At 68.7% G+C, this 14,474-nt stretch carries 14 protein-coding genes; 6 read left to right on the top strand and 8 right to left on the bottom strand.

What is annotated here, in order from left to right:
- Nucleotides 1-168 precede the first annotated feature (168 nt).
- The 7 genes from ACFU53_RS07245 to ACFU53_RS07275 all read right to left on the bottom strand — a co-directional run bounded on the left by ACFU53_RS07245 (nt 169) and on the right by ACFU53_RS07275 (nt 7,038).
- Nucleotides 169-828 (bottom strand): response regulator, encoded by a 660-nt coding sequence (locus ACFU53_RS07245; protein ID WP_383986995.1) that lies wholly within the window; start codon nt 826-828, stop codon nt 169-171.
- The gene (locus ACFU53_RS07250; RefSeq protein ID WP_383986998.1) at nt 825-1,430 is read right to left on the bottom strand and encodes a sensor histidine kinase; all 606 of its coding nucleotides are present in this window, start codon (nt 1,428-1,430) and stop codon (nt 825-827) included. Before ACFU53_RS07250 ends, ACFU53_RS07245 begins: the two co-directional genes overlap by 4 nt.
- A gap of 300 nt (nt 1,431-1,730) precedes the next feature.
- Nucleotides 1,731-2,810 carry a maleylacetate reductase gene (locus ACFU53_RS07255; RefSeq protein WP_383987001.1) on the bottom strand — a complete coding sequence of 360 codons (1,080 nt, stop codon included), beginning with the start codon at nt 2,808-2,810 and terminating at the stop codon, nt 1,731-1,733.
- Between the two features lie 53 nt (nt 2,811-2,863).
- A complete protein-coding gene (locus ACFU53_RS07260) occupies nt 2,864-4,384 on the bottom strand; it encodes a long-chain fatty acid--CoA ligase (RefSeq protein WP_383987004.1) in 1,521 nt (506 codons plus the stop codon).
- Between the two features lie 65 nt (nt 4,385-4,449).
- Nucleotides 4,450-5,277 carry an ABC transporter ATP-binding protein gene (locus ACFU53_RS07265; RefSeq protein ID WP_383987006.1) on the bottom strand — a complete coding sequence of 276 codons (828 nt, stop codon included), beginning with the start codon at nt 5,275-5,277 and terminating at the stop codon, nt 4,450-4,452.
- A gap of 97 nt (nt 5,278-5,374) precedes the next feature.
- Nucleotides 5,375-6,145 carry an ABC transporter permease gene (locus tag ACFU53_RS07270; protein ID WP_383987009.1) on the bottom strand — a complete coding sequence of 257 codons (771 nt, stop codon included), beginning with the start codon at nt 6,143-6,145 and terminating at the stop codon, nt 5,375-5,377.
- Nucleotides 6,146-6,177: 32 nt separating this feature from the next.
- Entirely contained in the window at nt 6,178-7,038 is an 861-nt protein-coding gene (locus ACFU53_RS07275; RefSeq protein ID WP_383987012.1) for an ABC transporter permease, read from the bottom strand.
- Nucleotides 7,039-7,443: 405 nt separating this feature from the next.
- Between ACFU53_RS07275 and ACFU53_RS07280 the strand changes: the two genes are divergently transcribed.
- The 3 genes from ACFU53_RS07280 (at nt 7,444) to ACFU53_RS07290 (ending at nt 10,464) form a co-directional block, all read left to right on the top strand.
- Nucleotides 7,444-8,421: an ABC transporter substrate-binding protein gene (locus ACFU53_RS07280; protein WP_383987015.1), complete on the top strand. Its 978-nt coding sequence runs from the start codon at nt 7,444-7,446 to the stop codon at nt 8,419-8,421.
- A complete protein-coding gene (locus ACFU53_RS07285; protein ID WP_383987018.1) occupies nt 8,418-9,380 on the top strand; it encodes an MBL fold metallo-hydrolase in 963 nt (320 codons plus the stop codon). The genes ACFU53_RS07280 and ACFU53_RS07285 overlap by 4 nt, the downstream gene beginning before the upstream one ends.
- A gap of 127 nt (nt 9,381-9,507) precedes the next feature.
- On the top strand, nt 9,508-10,464 hold the full coding sequence (locus ACFU53_RS07290) for a fumarylacetoacetate hydrolase family protein (RefSeq protein WP_383987021.1): 957 nt from the start codon (nt 9,508-9,510) through the stop codon (nt 10,462-10,464).
- Nucleotides 10,465-10,562: 98 nt separating this feature from the next.
- Here the strand turns inward: ACFU53_RS07290 and ACFU53_RS07295 are convergent, their stop codons facing one another.
- The gene (locus tag ACFU53_RS07295; protein ID WP_383987024.1) at nt 10,563-11,039 is read right to left on the bottom strand and encodes a MarR family winged helix-turn-helix transcriptional regulator; all 477 of its coding nucleotides are present in this window, start codon (nt 11,037-11,039) and stop codon (nt 10,563-10,565) included.
- A gap of 59 nt (nt 11,040-11,098) precedes the next feature.
- On the opposite strand from ACFU53_RS07295, the gene ACFU53_RS07300 reads away from it, so the two are divergent.
- From ACFU53_RS07300 to ACFU53_RS07310, 3 genes are read left to right on the top strand one after another with little or no spacing between them, the layout of a single operon-like run.
- The gene (locus ACFU53_RS07300; protein WP_383987027.1) at nt 11,099-11,944 is read left to right on the top strand and encodes a p-hydroxycinnamoyl CoA hydratase/lyase; all 846 of its coding nucleotides are present in this window, start codon (nt 11,099-11,101) and stop codon (nt 11,942-11,944) included.
- Between the two features lie 43 nt (nt 11,945-11,987).
- Nucleotides 11,988-12,923, top strand: a complete 936-nt coding sequence (locus tag ACFU53_RS07305; protein WP_383987030.1) for an intradiol ring-cleavage dioxygenase — start codon at nt 11,988-11,990, stop codon at nt 12,921-12,923.
- An 8-nt stretch (nt 12,924-12,931) separates the two neighbouring features.
- Complete coding sequence (locus ACFU53_RS07310) at nt 12,932-14,464, top strand: aldehyde dehydrogenase (protein WP_383987033.1); 1,533 nt, start codon at nt 12,932-12,934, stop codon at nt 14,462-14,464.
- Nucleotides 14,465-14,474: the final 10 nt, after the last annotated feature.

The following is a 14,474-nucleotide window of genomic DNA, read 5'->3' on the forward strand; positions in this document are numbered from 1 at the left end:
ACCGTTGTGAAGGGCGCGCGTGTCGCCGTTCACTGCTGACCGGGCACTGACGGCAGGGTCGGCGCGCTTGGGCGCGGCCGGCCCTGCCGGTCCCGCTCGTCCAAAGGCGCCGGTGTCAGTCGGTGCCTGCCCGTGCCTTCCCGTGTGTGCCTGTCCCCGCCGGCGCCTTCAACCGAGTTCGACGAGTCCGCGACGGACGGCCTCCGATACGGCCCCCGCTCTGTTGCCGGTCCCCAACTTCCGGTAGACGTGCACGAGATGGGTCTTGACCGTGGCCTCGGTCAGGAAGAGGGCACTGGCGATGGCCCGGTTCGTGAGGCCGCGGGCCAGCAGACGTATCACTTCGATCTCACGGTCACTGACCATCTGCGCAGGGGCGGCCGCTTGACCGACCAACAGGCGGGCCGCTTCGGGGGCGAGACCTATGCCGCCGGAAGCCGCCGTGCGGATGGCACGGAACAGTTCCTCCGGGGGACTCTCCTTGAGTACATAGCCGCGAGCTCCCGCCTCGATCGCCCGGACGACCTTGCTTCCGGTGCTATGGCTGGACAGCATCACCACGTTCACCCGTGGTACGGCGGCGACGAGCCGTCGGGTGACCGCCGCTCCGTCGGTCTCGGCGTCGGGGCCGCCTTCGCTGTCGGTCGGCCGCAGATCCATCAGGACCACATCGGCCCGCAGTTCCACGGCGAGCCGGACGGCCGCCGTGGCGTCCCCGGTCTCACCGACCACCGACAGACCGGGTTCCCTCTCGATGAGCGCCCGCAGACCGGCCCGGACCATCACGTGGTCGTCCACCAGCAGGATTCCGAGTGGTGAGGAGCTCATCCGGAGACCCCCGCCCGAGGCGCCCACCGATCGGCGTACCGCAGTGGCACCGCCGCGACGAGGGTGATCTCATGCCCCGGGGCATCGTGGAATGACGCTCGCGGAGGGGTGGCGGAGCACTTGATGCCGAACCGCTGAGTGGGCGAACAGAGCGCCCTGAGTGCTGACTGCAGGTCGTGGGTGTCCAGTGCGGACGGAGTGAGGTCGTTGACGAGTCCGCGGGTGTCCGCGAGGTTCTCACCCAGGGTCTCCTCGACGGCCCGGATTCTGGCCCAGGATGGTTCGGGGCTCCGTCTTCGGTCGCACTCGGCGGCCTGGAGCAGCATCCGGCTGCCGTATGGTTCCTGGGCCAGTGAGGCGTGGATCTTGCGGGCGATCCGGGCGCGTTCGGCGAGCATTCTGGCCTCCCGCCGACGCAGGGCCAGTTCACCGTGGAAATCGCGCAACTCTTCGACGAGGCGCCGACGGGCAGTGTATTCCCCTTGCTGAGCGCGGAAAAGGGCCACCGTGCCCCAGACCGCGGCGGCGGTTGCGGGTTCGGGCTGAAACGCGCCGCTCTGCCGGAGGTGGGCGAAGCCGAGCATGCCCGTGATCGCGGCCACGACACCGACGGTCGCCCGTTCTCGCGGTACCCGCAGGGTGACGCCGGGCAGCGGTACCGGATGGCCGCGAGGCCGGAGTCGTCTCCCGGTAGCGGTCCATGGCCGGTGAACCGGGAATGCGTCGTTCACGGCGTCTCCTTCGAGCGGGGGCGGACTGTACGGCGGATGGAAGCAGGAGCGGATCAGCCGGCCTTCGGCAGCTCGACGGAGCCGGCGCAGCCGCGGTGACACGTCCCTCCCGGTCTGAAGGGCCCTGCGGCCCGAAAGGCCCGCGCGGCCGGAGTGGGCCCGCGCGGGGGGTCACACGTCCAGCCCCAGGTGGGCGCGGTGCAGGAGCGCCCGAGCGTCGTCGAGGCCGAACGGCCTCGGATTGGCGTAGGGCTGGGCGACGACCAGCCTGGCGACCTTGTCGAGGTCCGCTGCCGCCATCCCGAGCTCGCGCAGCGATCGCGGAGCGCCGAGTCGTCGGGCCAGATCCTGTAGCGCCGCCGGTGGATTCGAGGTGGACAGCGCGTTCCCGAGCGGCGCCAGCTGCCTCGCCGCGGCCTCGGAGTTGAACACCAGTACATAGGGCAGGACCACGGTGTGCGTTTCGGCGTGTGGCAGGTCCAGCGCGCCGCCCAGCACATGGCACAGCTTGTGGTGCAGGGACATCGTGGTGGCGCCGAGGCAGGTGCCGCACAGCCAGGCTCCGTAGAGGGCGTCGTTGCGGGCCACGAGGTCGGACGGTTCCTTCGCGATCGCCGACAGCGCACCGGCGAGGCGTCGTACGCCTTCCTCCGCCAGCAGCGCCACGAACGGCGAGGTGTCCGGCGCGTAGAGGGCCTCCGCCGCGTGCGCGATCGCGTTCATTCCACTGGTGACCGAGGTACCGGCGGGAAGGGACAGCGTGAGCTCCGCGTCGTACACGACCGCCCGTGGCAGCACCACCGGGTCTCTGCCGGTCGTCTTCCGTCCGTCCTCGGTCATTCCCCAGATCGGCGTCATCTCCGAGCCGGCGTAGCTGGTCGGTACGGCGACGTAGGGGAGGCCTGGATCCAGGGCGAGCGCCTTGGCGAGGCCAGTGGTGGATCCGCCGCCGATGGCCACACAGCCGTCCGCCGTGCGGTCTCTGGCCTGTGCGCGGACCTGCTCGACGACGGTCGAGGGTACGTGCATACGAGCCTGTGCGCAGACACCGACGCAGCGGTCGCCGAGTAGCTCCGCAACCGTGTCCGCGAGGCGGCCGCGCCCGGGGGTCGACAGGACGAGCACTCGTCGCAGGCCGAGCCGGTCGATGATCCGCGGTAGTTCACCCAGCGCCCCGGGGCCGAAGCTCACCCCGGTCGGCGCGGGCTGGTGGTCGAACGCGAACGCTTCGCGTACGGCGTCGGGGTCCATACGGGACCTCCTTCTTCGGACCGGGTCGAGGTGCACGGTCACCGTCACAAGGGTCAGGTTCGGGTTCTGGATCGCTCAGGGCCGCGGGCGGCCCGCAGCTCGGACTTGAGGATCTTTCCGGTGGCGTTGCGAGGAAGGGTTTCCACGAACTCCACCGTCTTCGGGACCTTGTACTTGCCGAGCCGTGCCGCGACGAACGCAAGCAGTTCGTCCGTGTCCGGATCGGTGCCGGGCCTCGGGACCACGATGGCTTTTCCCACCTCGCCCCACTTGTCGTCGGGTATGCCGACGACGGCGCACTCGGCCACTTCCGGATGGCCGTACAGGATGTTCTCGATCTCCGCCGGATAGACGTTCTCCCCGCCGGATATGAACATGTCCTTCACCCGATCGACGATGAACGCGTAGCCGTCCTCGTCCATCACGGCCACGTCGCCGGAGCGGAACCAGCCGTCGGCGAAGGACTCGGCGGTCGCGTCGGGCCGGCCCCAGTAGCCGGCTGAGACATTGGGTCCGGTGATGAGAACTTCGCCGCGGTCCCCCGGGCCGACCTCGGTCGAACCGGGTCCGACCACCCGTACGTCGGTGAAGAAGTGGGGAACGCCGGCGGATCCGGCCTTGCTCCGGCTCATCTCCTTGTCGAGGCAGAGGACTCCGGCGGTCGCCTCGGTCATCCCATAGCCCTGGATGAAGGAGAACCCACGGTCGAGATAGGTACGGGTGAGGGTGGTCGGGACCGGGGCGCCGCCGCAGAGAAGGATGCGCACCGAGGACAGATCGGCGTCCGCCCAGCGGGGCGAGGAGGCGATGGCCGCGTACATGGTCGGTACGCCGAACAGGAACGTGACGCCGCGCTGCTCGATCCGGTCGATCACCCGCTCCGGGAGGAACGCGGGCTCCAGGACGACCCTTCCGCCCTTGAGGAGGGTGGGCAGACAGGTCATGTTCAGCGCGGCGACATGGAACATCGGCGCGGTGACGAGGGTGACCTCGTCGGCGGCGATGTCGACGTCGACGAGCACGTTGTAGCAGTTCCAGATCACGTTGCCGTGGGACAGCGTGGCGCCCTTCGGGGCGCCGGTCGTGCCGGAGGTGTACATGATGATGCAGGCTTCCTCGGGCCCGACCCGCTCGTCGACGGGCTGGTCGGAGGCAGCGGCCAGGGCGTCCTCGTAGCCGTCGCCGAGGAGCAGCAGCCGCATCCGGAGTTGGTCGGTGACGGCTTTCGCCGTCACCTCGTGCTCCGGGCCCGAAACGAGGACGGTCGCGCCGCTGTCTTCGAGCATGTACGTGAACTCACGGGCGGAGAGCCGGGTGTTGAGTGGGACGAATACGGCCCCCAGCGCGCTGACGGCGAACAGCGTTTCCAGGAACGCCGGGTGGTTGGGGCCCAGATAGCCGACCCGGTCGCCGCGCGAGACCCCGAGGTCCTCCCGCAGCACATGGGCCAGTCTGGTCACCCGTTCGTACAGCCGGCCGTACGTCAGTTCCGATCCGCCATGCACCACGGCGACCCGCTCCGGGGTCTTGCGGGCTCGGCGGCGCGGCCAAGAGCCGATGCCCTGGTCGTACATCCTCGTTCTGCTCCTTGGATTGCGAGTCGGCCTGTCAGCTGGATGGGTGCGGGCCCCCGGGGCGCTCAGCTCGCCTTGCCGCTCACCACGGCGACGGACGCGGCGTCGTCCTGAATGGCGTCCTGCTGCTGCTCCGGTCGTTTGATAGCCCGGTACACATGAGCGCGCAGCTGGGCGAACTCCGGCAGTTCCTTGGTGGTGACCTGGTCGCGCGGGCGCGGCAGGTCGATGCTCAGCTCCTCCTGCACCGTGGTCGGCCGGGGAGAGAGGATGACGACACGGTCGGCGAGATAGACGGACTCGTCGATGTCGTGGGTGACAAACAGAACGGTGACGCCGTATTCGTGGCGCACGCGCAGCAACAGGTCCTCCAGGTCGGCGCGGGTCTGGGCGTCGACCGAGGCGAAGGGTTCGTCCATGAGCAGGATCTCGGGCTGGTAGGCGAGGCCGCGGGCGATCGCCACGCGCTGCTGCATACCGCCGGAGAGCTGCCACGGGTACTTGTCGATGAACCCGGTCAGGCCGACCGCCTCGACGGCCTGTTCCACGAGCTCGCGGCGTTCCCGCTTACCCAGGCTCTTCTTTCGTAGCAGCGGGAACGCGATGTTCTCACCGACCCGCATCCATGGGTAGAGCGAGCGGCTGTAGTCCTGGAAGACCAGGGCCATCTCCGGCGGCGGCTCGACGACCCGTCGGCCGCTCAGGGTGATCTCGCCCGACGTGGGTTCGAGCAGCCCGCACAGCATCTTGAGCAGCGTTGTCTTGCCACAGCCGGAAGGCCCGACGATACAGACGAACTCGCTGCGCGCGACCTGGAAACTGATGTCACCGACGGCGAGGGTGGCGTCCGTGCCGGAGCCGTAGGTCTTGGAGAGGTGGGTGACCTCGAGCATGGGGAACCTCTGTTTCGGGAGGGGCGGCGCGTTGAGGAGCCGGGCGGCGTGTTCGTGGGCGGAGGCGCGGCGCGTTCGGGGCGGAGGCGCGGCGCGTTCAGCGCGCGCCGGCCCTGGCACCGCGGTGCCAGGCCAGGACACGGTTCTCGACCAGAACGAACAGGGCGTTGAGGACGTAGCCGAGGACGCCCAACAGGACGATGCCCGACCACATCTCGGTGATGGCGAAGGTGCGCTGGGACTGGAGGACGAAGTAGCCGATGCCGTTGGAACTGGCCACCATCTCGCTGACCACCATGAGGATCACGGCCAGGGACAGGCTGGTGCGCATGCCGGCGAAGATCTGCGGTGCGGCGGACGGCAGGACCACCGAGCGGAGTTCGTCGAACCGTCCGATGCGGTAGACGCGGCCGGTGTCGAGGAGGGTGGGTTCGACACCGCTGACGCCGTCGATGGTGTTCAGCAGTACGGGCCACAGGCAGGCGATCGCGATCAGGAAGATCTTGGAGGTGTCCCCGACCCCGAAGACGAGCATGGCCAGCGGGATCAACGCCGTCGAGGGGATGGCCCGGAGGAACTCGACGATCGGCGAGGCCATTCTGCCCAGCACGCGTGAACGTCCGAGGAGCAGCCCGAGCAGCACACCGGCCACGACCGCGAGGGCGTAGCCCGCGAAGAGCCGGGTGAGGCTCGGCAGCACATCACTGCCGAAGCGCTCGAAGAGCCACAGTTCGCGGAAGACGCCGAGCACTTCGCTCAGCGGCGGGTAGTAGTAGGTCTGGCTGGAGGCCGAGACGATCCAGATGGTGGCGATCACGACGAGCGGGACCGTGATCTCCAGGACGGTCCCCAGGGTGCGGCGGCTCATGCCCGTACTCCCCTTCATGCCCGTACTCCCCTTCATTTCTGCCCCTGCCGGTGCGAGGGGTGCCAGTGCAGGGCTCGCCGTTCGACGAGGGCGAACAGGCTGTTGAGCCCCCATCCCAGCAGGCCGGTGGTGGTGATCAGCGCGTACATCAGCTCCACGGCGCCGCCCTGGCGGGCTTCGCTGATGGACCGCCCGAGACCGGTGGAGCCGATGATCAATTCCGCGGTCACAGCGAGGATCAGCGCCGTGGCCGAGGCGATCCGCAGACCGGTCGCGATGTACGGGACGGTGCTCGGCAGCACGACCCGCAGCGCGCGCCGCACCGGGGGGATCCGGTAGGACTTGGCGGTGTCCAGCTGTACGGGGTCCACATCGCGTGCCCCGTACAGCGCCTGGATCATGATCGGCCAGGTGGCGGCGAAGGCCACCAGGAAGACCTTGCCCCCCAGGCCGGTGCCGTAGATCAGGATGGACAGCGGGATCAGTGCGACCGACGGGACGGGCCTGAGAAACTCGATGATCGGGCGCAGGGCGCGGTAGGCCAGCTCGCTGAATCCGATCGCCATCCCCAGCGGTACGGCGATCACGGTGGCGATGGCGAGCCCGACCGCCCACCCTTGGAGGGTGCCGGCCACGGCGTTCCAGTAGGTGACGTCCTGGAACTGCCGGAACAGGGTGGTGAAGATCGAGCTGAGCGGCGGAAAGTGCTCGCGCGAGACGATTCCGGTGCGGACGGTCAGCTCGGCCAGCGCCATGATGCCCAGGACGCCCGACCATGTCTGTGCCCAGGCGGGCACGGACAGGCTGCGGCCGGCGGTCCGGCCTCTCTCAGCCCGGCGTGGGCGGCCGGCCGACCCGGCCGGGCCGCCGCGGATCTCGGAGTGCGTGCTCATGCCATGCCACCGTGTCCCGTCCGGCTGTTCCGGGTGGGTTCGGATTCGGGCAAAGCATCATCGCTTAGCATGGCCGCTCCTCATTGCGCGGTTGTTTCGGACCGGGGCGGGGCCGAAGTGATCGCAACGTACGTAGCGACATGAAACTTGTCAAGCTACCTGACAAGACTCCTGCACAGGACGGCTGCAGCGCGAGATCCAGTCGGCGTTGCGCCTACCTCACGCGCTGGCGTTTTCGCTGATCGTTCGCCTGTCGGTCCCTCAAAGGAGCGGATGTCGACGCGAAGTGGAGGCTCAGCCGAGTAGTAAGGCAACCTGTCAAACTCATTGACATCTATGAGATGGCCGTGCTGCCATCTGTTCGCATCACTGGCAATGAGGCCAGGTTGCCTGAAAGGAAGCACCATGAGGGGTTTGCGAACAATGGCCTGTGCCGCAGTAGTGGCACTCGGCGTCACGGCGTGCGGTTCGGGCGGCTCGGGCACTGCGCAGCCCGCGGCCGAGTCCGGGAAGCCCGCCAAGGTCGTCGTCGGACTGCTCTCCGTCGCGGCCGTGGCGCCCGCCTACCTCGGGGAGGACAAGGGGTTCTTCAGCGATGAGGGCCTCGATGTCGAGTTCCGCCCCGTCCAGGGAGGAGCGGAGGCGGTGCCGATGCTGATGTCGAACGAGATCCAGTTCAGCTTCGGCAACGCCATCTCCATGGCCTACGCCCAACTGCAGGGCATCGACATGCAGTTCGTGACCGAGGGTGCCCAGGGCGGCACCGACCCGAAGGACAACACCACGGGCATCACCGTCGCCAAGAAGAGCAAGATCCGCACCGCGGACGACCTGGCCGGGAAGACCTTCGGGGTCAACCAGCTCAAGGCGCTCGGCGAGATCACCATCAGAACCGCGCTTGAGAAGCGAGGCGTCGACGCCTCCAAGATCAAGTTCGTCGAGCTCGACTTCCCCGAGATGAACGCCGCCCTCGCCAACGGTTCGATCGACGCGGCCTTCTCGACCGAGCCGTTCATGAGTCAGGGACTCGCCGCCGGCAACCGGGTCGTCATGGACTCGATCTCCGAGACCGCCCCACACCTCTCACTGTCGGGTTACTTCAGCTCCAAGCAGTACATCGACAAGAACCCGGATGTCGTCAAGCGGTTCCAGCGGGCCATGAACCGCTCGCTCGACTACGCGTCCAAGCACGAGGACGAGGTGCGCACCGTCATCCCGCAGCACACCAAGGTCCCGGCCAAGGTCGCGCAGAGGATGAGGCTGCCGCACTGGACGTCCGAACTCAATACGGAGTCGATCCGGCTGCTCATCAGCCAGGGACGCAAGTACGAGTTGTTCAAGAAGGACATAGACGTCGACGCCATGCTGGGAAGTGCCAGTTGACATCGAGTAGCGGCGCGGGCGCCACGAGGGCCACGGGGCCGGAGCCTGTATCCGGCACCCGGGTCACCGAGGTCGCCGACGGGGTCTTCGCCTATGTGCAGCACGACGGCGGCTGGTGGGTGAACACCACCGGATTCGTCGCCGGAGGCCGTGAGGTCCTCGCGGTCGACGCCTGTGCCACCGAGCGGCGGACCAGGGCGCTGCTGGACGCCATCGCCCGGACCGCAGCGAGGCCCGTACGCACCCTGGTCAACACGCACTATCACGGTGATCACACGCACGGAAACGTGCTCTTCGACGAGGCCGTCGTCGTGGGCCACGACCGATGCCGCGCCGGGGTGCTGGCCGATCCGGTGCTGGAGCACACGCCAGCCGTCTTCGAGCCCATGCCGCAGTGGGGGTCGGTACGGAAGGCGCCGCCCACGGTCACTTTCGCCGACCGGCTCACCGTGTGGGTCGACGGTCTGGAGGTCGAGCTCCGGTACGTCGGAGGGCCGGCGCACACGGACAGCGACATCGTGGTCTGGATCCCGGAGCGCGATGTGCTGTTCACCGGTGACCTCGTGTTCAACGGCGGCACTCCCCTGCTGATGAGCGGCTCGGTCACCGGATACCTCCAGGCCCTGGAGACCGTCCGCTCGATAGGAGCGGGGACCCTGGTCCCAGGGCACGGCGAGCCCTGCGGCGACGAGGTGTTCGCGCCGCTGGAGCGGTACGCGCGTTTCGTACTGGACTCTGCCGTACAGGGCCGGTCCGCGGGGCTCGGCCCGCTGGAGACGGCACGCGAGCTCGACCTCGGTGAGTTCGCGGAACTCATCGACCCCGAACGTATCGTTCTCAACCTGCACCGCGCGTACGCCGATCTCGACGGCCGCGGCGCACTCGACTTCGACTATCCCGCCGCCTTCGCCGACACCGTGGCGTACAACGGCGGCCGTCCACTGCGGTGTGCCGTATGACGGCCGGGCGCTGTACACCTGCCCGAAGCCGTACGGGGGCCTGTTGGCGGACGACGTCCGAGCGCCGGTATCACCAGGAACCCGCCCCGGGCGCCGACCGCCGACGCCCGATCCGAGGAGTCGCCGCATGCGTTTTGTCACCGTAACGGAACCCGAGGGTCACCGGGCCGGGCTCCTCGCCGGCGACCAGGTACACCTGTTCCCCGTGGGCACGGCACTGCTGGATCTGCTCGGGGATGCCGACGCGCTGCGGGCGGCGGGCGAGCGGGTGCTCGCCCGACCGGCGGCCGTGGTCCCGCTGGAGAACGTACGGCTGGCCGCTCCGCTGCCGCAGCCGCCCACAGTCCGTGACTTCATGGTCTTCGAGCGGCATGTGGAAGGCGTCTCGATGCTGATGGGCGACGGGGGCAAGCCCGTCGACGAGTGGTACGAGATACCGGCTTTCTACTTCACCAATCCGTATGCCGTGACCGGACCGTATGACGATGTGCCCGTCCCGCCGGGCTGCCGGGTGCTCGACTTCGAACTGGAGGTCGCCGCGGTCATCGGCAAGGCCGGGCGTGATCTCTCCGTCGAGGAGGCGGAGAAGCACATCGCGGGCTACATGGTCATGAACGACTGGTCGGCACGCGATCTGCAGGCCGCCGAGATGCGGGTGCACCTCGGGCCGGCCAAGGCCAAGGACACCGCGACCACCATGGGGCCCGTACTGGTCACGGCCGATGAGCTGGCGTCCTGCCGGAGCGGCGACTCCTTCGACCTGGAGATGACGGTCTCGGTGAACGACGCGGTCGTCGGCACCGACCGGCTGACGAGCATGGCGTGGAGTTTTGCCGAGATGGTCGCCTACGCCTCACGTGGAACCTGGGTCCGCCCAGGGGACGTACTGGGCTCGGGCACCTGCGGCAGCGGATGCCTGGCCGAACTGTGGGGCCGCAAGGGCCGGGACGCCATTCCACCTGTCCAGGTGGGCGATGTGGTCACGATGACCGTGGAGCGGCTCGGCACGATCCGCAACACCGTTGTGCCAGGCGTCGCGCCACGCCCGATCCCGGCTCGCGTACGGCAGACCGTGTCCGACTGAGGCGCATCGGGACGGACTCCGACAGTTAATCAGGTTGCCTTACATATTTTAGTCAGGTAGCCTGATAACTAAGAGGGCGACGGTGAGCCGGATCTCGGCTACATCTCGGCGAAGCCGGCGCCAAGCATTCGTACGCAGCTCTTGAGGTCCGCCAGCAGTTGCTCGCGTTCACGCGGTGTCAGTTCACGCAGCATCTGGCTCTCCACGACCTCGACCGCCTCCTCGCAGGCGGACAGGGCCGTGAAGCCGGCGGAGGTCAGCTCTATGCGGATCAGTCGGCCGTGCGAACTGTCGGCCTCCCGGCTGATGAAGCCCTTGCTGTCGAGCGCTTTGATGACCTCGCTCATGGACTGTGGGGTCATGAAAGTCCGGCGCGCCAGCTGGGCGTTGGACTGCCCGGCACGCGCGCCGAGCTCGGCCAGCGTCGCGTACTGGGGCGTGGTGAGCCCGAAGGGGCGTACGGCCTCGTCCAGTTGGCGCCGCATGGCGCGCTCCAGGCGCGCGATCACATAGGTGACGCGGGGCTCCGTTCGCGGGGCCTGCCGGGGAGTACTGATCGCATCGCGGTCCGTCATGCCAAGCAATATATCAAGTTCTTGTCAGGTAGTTGATGAGGATGCAGACAAACGGAGGAATGATGACCGAGAAAAGCTGGGAGACCGTGCGTGTCGAGTTCGAGGACGGCATCGCGTGGGTGGTGCTCAACCGGCCGGACAAGCGCAACGCGATGAGCCCGAAGCTCAACGCCGAAATGATCGAGGTTCTGGAAGCGCTGGAGGCCGACGACCGCTGCGGTGTGGTCGTGCTGACCGGCAGTGGTGAGTCGTTCTCGGCCGGCATGGACCTGCAGGAGTACTTCCGCGAGGTCGACGGCGGGCCCGAGCACATCCAGCTGAAGGTCCGGCGAGACTGCTCGCTGTGGCAGTGGCGGATGCTGCGGGTCTACTCCAAGCCGACCATCGCGATGGTCAACGGCTGGTGCTTCGGCGGTGCCTTCACTCCGCTCGTCGCCTGCGACCTCGCGATCGCCGCCGACGAGGCGACATTCGGTCTCTCCGAGGTCAACTGGGGCATCCCGCCCGGCAATCTGGTGACCAAGGCACTGTCGGAGGTCGTCGGATACCGCAACGCACTCATGTACATCATGACCGGGCGCACCTTCAAGGGCACCGAGGCGGCCGCGATGGGCCTGGTCAACTCCAGTGTCCCGCTGGAACAGCTGCGTGCTGCCACCGTCGAGCTGGCCAAGGACCTGCTGGGCAAGAACCCGGTCGTGCTCCGGGCCGCGAAGCTGGGCTTCAAGCACAGCCGCGACATGAGCTGGGGCCAGGCCGAGGACTATCTCTACGCCAAGCTGGAGCAGTCCCAGTTCCTCGACCCCGAGCGCGGACGCGAGCAGGGACTGACCCAGTTCCTCGACGAGAAGCGCATCCGGCCGGGCCTCCAGGCGTACGAGCGCCCCGTTCCGACGGCCGGCTGAGCCGACCCGGGAACTGGAACAGGGACCGGAAAGGGGAGCCGCGATGACCCGAGACATCACGCCGGGCGCGTGCCCGGCGGCAGACAGCACCGCACCCGAAGAGATCACGTCGGCCGTCGTGGCGAGCTTCGCCGGCTGTCCTCGACCACGGCTGCGACTGATCATGCAGATGCTCGCGCACCACCTGCACGCCTTCGCTCAAGAGGTCGAGCTCACGCAGGAGGAGTGGTACGCGGGTATCCGTTTCCTGACCGACGCCGGCCACCTCACCACCGAGGAACGGCAGGAGTTCATCCTCCTGTCGGACACGCTCGGACTGTCCATGTTCATCGACGCGATCAACCACGAACAGGGCGGGGAGACCACGGAGTCCACCGTGCTCGGGCCCTTCTGGGCGGAGGGCTCCCCGCTGCGCGACTACGGTGCCGCGATCGCCGAGCGCCAGGCAGGGGTACCCGCCTGGGTCCACGGAAGAGTCCTGGACACCACGGGCGCCCCGCTCGCCGGGGCCGAACTCGACGTCTGGCAGAACGGGGACGACCGGCTCTACGCGGTCCAGGACCCGGGCGCCCCCGAGCACCACCTGCGGGGCCGCTTCCGCACCCGCGCGGACGGCAGCTACGCGTTCCTCGCCGTACGGCCCACCGCGTACCCCATCCCGGACGACGGGCCGGTCGGCCGGATGCTGGCCGCCACCGGGCGCCACCCCTGGCGGCCCGCACACATCCACATCAAGGTGGACGCCCCCGGCTACGAGCCGCTGACCACGCACATCTTCGACGCGGACAGCGAATACCTCGACTCGGACACCGTGTTCGCGGTCAAGCCATCACTGATCCGCACCTTCGTTCCGCGCAAGCCCGACGCCCCGGAGCGGCCCGCCGGAGTCGACGGCGAGTGGTTCTCGGTCGAGAACGACCTCGTCCTGACCCGTCGCGGCCTGCGCACCCGACCATCACCACCTGCCACAGAGGAGTAGTAGCGACGATGGAAACCGGCAACGCACCCGAAGGGCAAGACACCGCACTTAGCACTGGCGTACGCACCACTGACGCGCCGGAGCAGGGGGGCGGCACCCAGCGGCTGCTGATCGGCGGCGAGTGGCGCGAGGCCGAGGGCGGCCGTACGACGTGCACCCTCAGCCCGATCACCGAGAAGCCGCTCGGCCCCGTCGCCGCGGCGTCCCGCGCCGACACCACCGCGGCGATCGAGGCCGCGCAGGCGGCGTTCGAGACCTGGTCGGGGACCGCACCCGCCGAGCGGCGCACGATCCTGTTGCGCGCCGCCGATCTGCTGGAAGAACGTGCCCCCTTCATCGCCGAGACGATGACGGACGAGACCGGCGCGTCGGCGGCCTGGGGGCACTTCAACGTCCGCCTCTCCGCCGGGATCCTGCGCGAGGCCGCCGCGCAGGCCTACGGCCTGGTCGGCGAGGTCCTGCCGTCCGACATCCCCGGGCTGTTGGCCATGGGCGTACGGCAGCCGGTGGGCGTGGTGGTCGGCATCGCACCCTGGAACGCCCCGGTCATACTCGGCACCCGGGCTGCCGTCTGGGCGCTGGCCTACGGCAACACCGTGGTGCTCAAGGCGTCGGAGGAGTCCCCCCGTACCCATGGCGCGATCGCCGCCGTGCTGCGGGACTCCGGTGTCCCCGACGGCGCGCTGAACCTCCTCACCAACGCTCCGGAGGACGCCCCCGAGGTGGTGGAGGAACTGATCGTCCATCCGGCGGTCCGCGTCATCAACTTCACCGGCTCCACCCGGGTCGGTCGGATCATCGCGGAGAAGGCGGCCACGCACTTCAAGCGGACTCTGCTGGAACTCGGCGGCAAGGCGCCCCTGGTCGTCCTCGACGACGCCGACCTCGACGACGCGGCCGCCGCCGCGTCCTTCGGCGCCTTCATGTACCAGGGCCAGATCTGCATGTCCACGGAACGGATCGTCGTCGACCGGTCCGTCGCCGAGGCGTTCACCGAACGGCTGGCGGCCCGCGCGCGGGCCCTCACCACCGGCGATCCGAGGGACCCCGGGACCCAGGTGGGCCCCATGATCAACAGGGCGGCCTTCGAGCATCTGCGGGCGCTGCTCGACGACGCCCAGGAGCGCGGTGCGCGGATCGCGGCCGGCGGCGGCTTCGACGGCCTGGTCCACGAGCCCACCGTGGTCACCGGGGTCACGCCCGAGATGCGGCTCTACCACGAGGAGTCCTTCGGCCCCGCGGTCAGTGTCGTGGTCGCCGACGGCCTCGACGACGCCGTCCGTATCGCCAACGACACCCCGTACGGACTGTCGAGCGCCGTGTTCGGCCGGGACGAATCACGTGCCATGTCAGTGGCGAAGCGGCTGCGCACCGGCATCGCCCACGTCAACGGCGCCACCGTGCACGACGAGCTGATGATGCCGTTCGGCGGGGTGGGCCACAGCGGCTGGGGCCGCTTCGGCGCGCGGGCGGCACTGAACGAGTTCACCGATCTGCGGTGGATCACCGTCTCACAGCAGCCGCGCCACTACCCGATCTAGGAGCCGAAAG

Origin of the sequence: Streptomyces sp. NPDC057474, from assembly GCF_042802555.1 — a bacterium.
In the GTDB taxonomy this organism is placed as follows: domain Bacteria; phylum Actinomycetota; class Actinomycetes; order Streptomycetales; family Streptomycetaceae; genus Streptomyces.

What these genes read in the sequence shown, in the direction of transcription:
- ACFU53_RS07270 (WP_383987009.1), bottom strand. Translation starts at nt 6,145, where the DNA reads ATGAGCCGCCGCACCCTGGGGACCGTCCTGGAGATCACGGTCCCGCTC.
- ACFU53_RS07305 (WP_383987030.1), top strand. Translation starts at nt 11,988, where the DNA reads ATGACCCGAGACATCACGCCGGGCGCGTGCCCGGCGGCAGACAGCACC.
- ACFU53_RS07265 (WP_383987006.1), bottom strand. Translation starts at nt 5,277, where the DNA reads ATGCTCGAGGTCACCCACCTCTCCAAGACCTACGGCTCCGGCACGGAC.
- ACFU53_RS07295 (WP_383987024.1), bottom strand. Translation starts at nt 11,039, where the DNA reads ATGACGGACCGCGATGCGATCAGTACTCCCCGGCAGGCCCCGCGAACG.
- ACFU53_RS07275 (WP_383987012.1), bottom strand. Translation starts at nt 7,038, where the DNA reads ATGAGCACGCACTCCGAGATCCGCGGCGGCCCGGCCGGGTCGGCCGGC.
- ACFU53_RS07280 (WP_383987015.1), top strand. Translation starts at nt 7,444, where the DNA reads ATGAGGGGTTTGCGAACAATGGCCTGTGCCGCAGTAGTGGCACTCGGC.
- ACFU53_RS07255 (WP_383987001.1), bottom strand. Translation starts at nt 2,810, where the DNA reads ATGGACCCCGACGCCGTACGCGAAGCGTTCGCGTTCGACCACCAGCCC.
- ACFU53_RS07260 (WP_383987004.1), bottom strand. Translation starts at nt 4,384, where the DNA reads ATGTACGACCAGGGCATCGGCTCTTGGCCGCGCCGCCGAGCCCGCAAG.
- ACFU53_RS07310 (WP_383987033.1), top strand. Translation starts at nt 12,932, where the DNA reads ATGGAAACCGGCAACGCACCCGAAGGGCAAGACACCGCACTTAGCACT.
- ACFU53_RS07290 (WP_383987021.1), top strand. Translation starts at nt 9,508, where the DNA reads ATGCGTTTTGTCACCGTAACGGAACCCGAGGGTCACCGGGCCGGGCTC.
- ACFU53_RS07245 (WP_383986995.1), bottom strand. Translation starts at nt 828, where the DNA reads ATGAGCTCCTCACCACTCGGAATCCTGCTGGTGGACGACCACGTGATG.
- ACFU53_RS07300 (WP_383987027.1), top strand. Translation starts at nt 11,099, where the DNA reads ATGATGACCGAGAAAAGCTGGGAGACCGTGCGTGTCGAGTTCGAGGAC.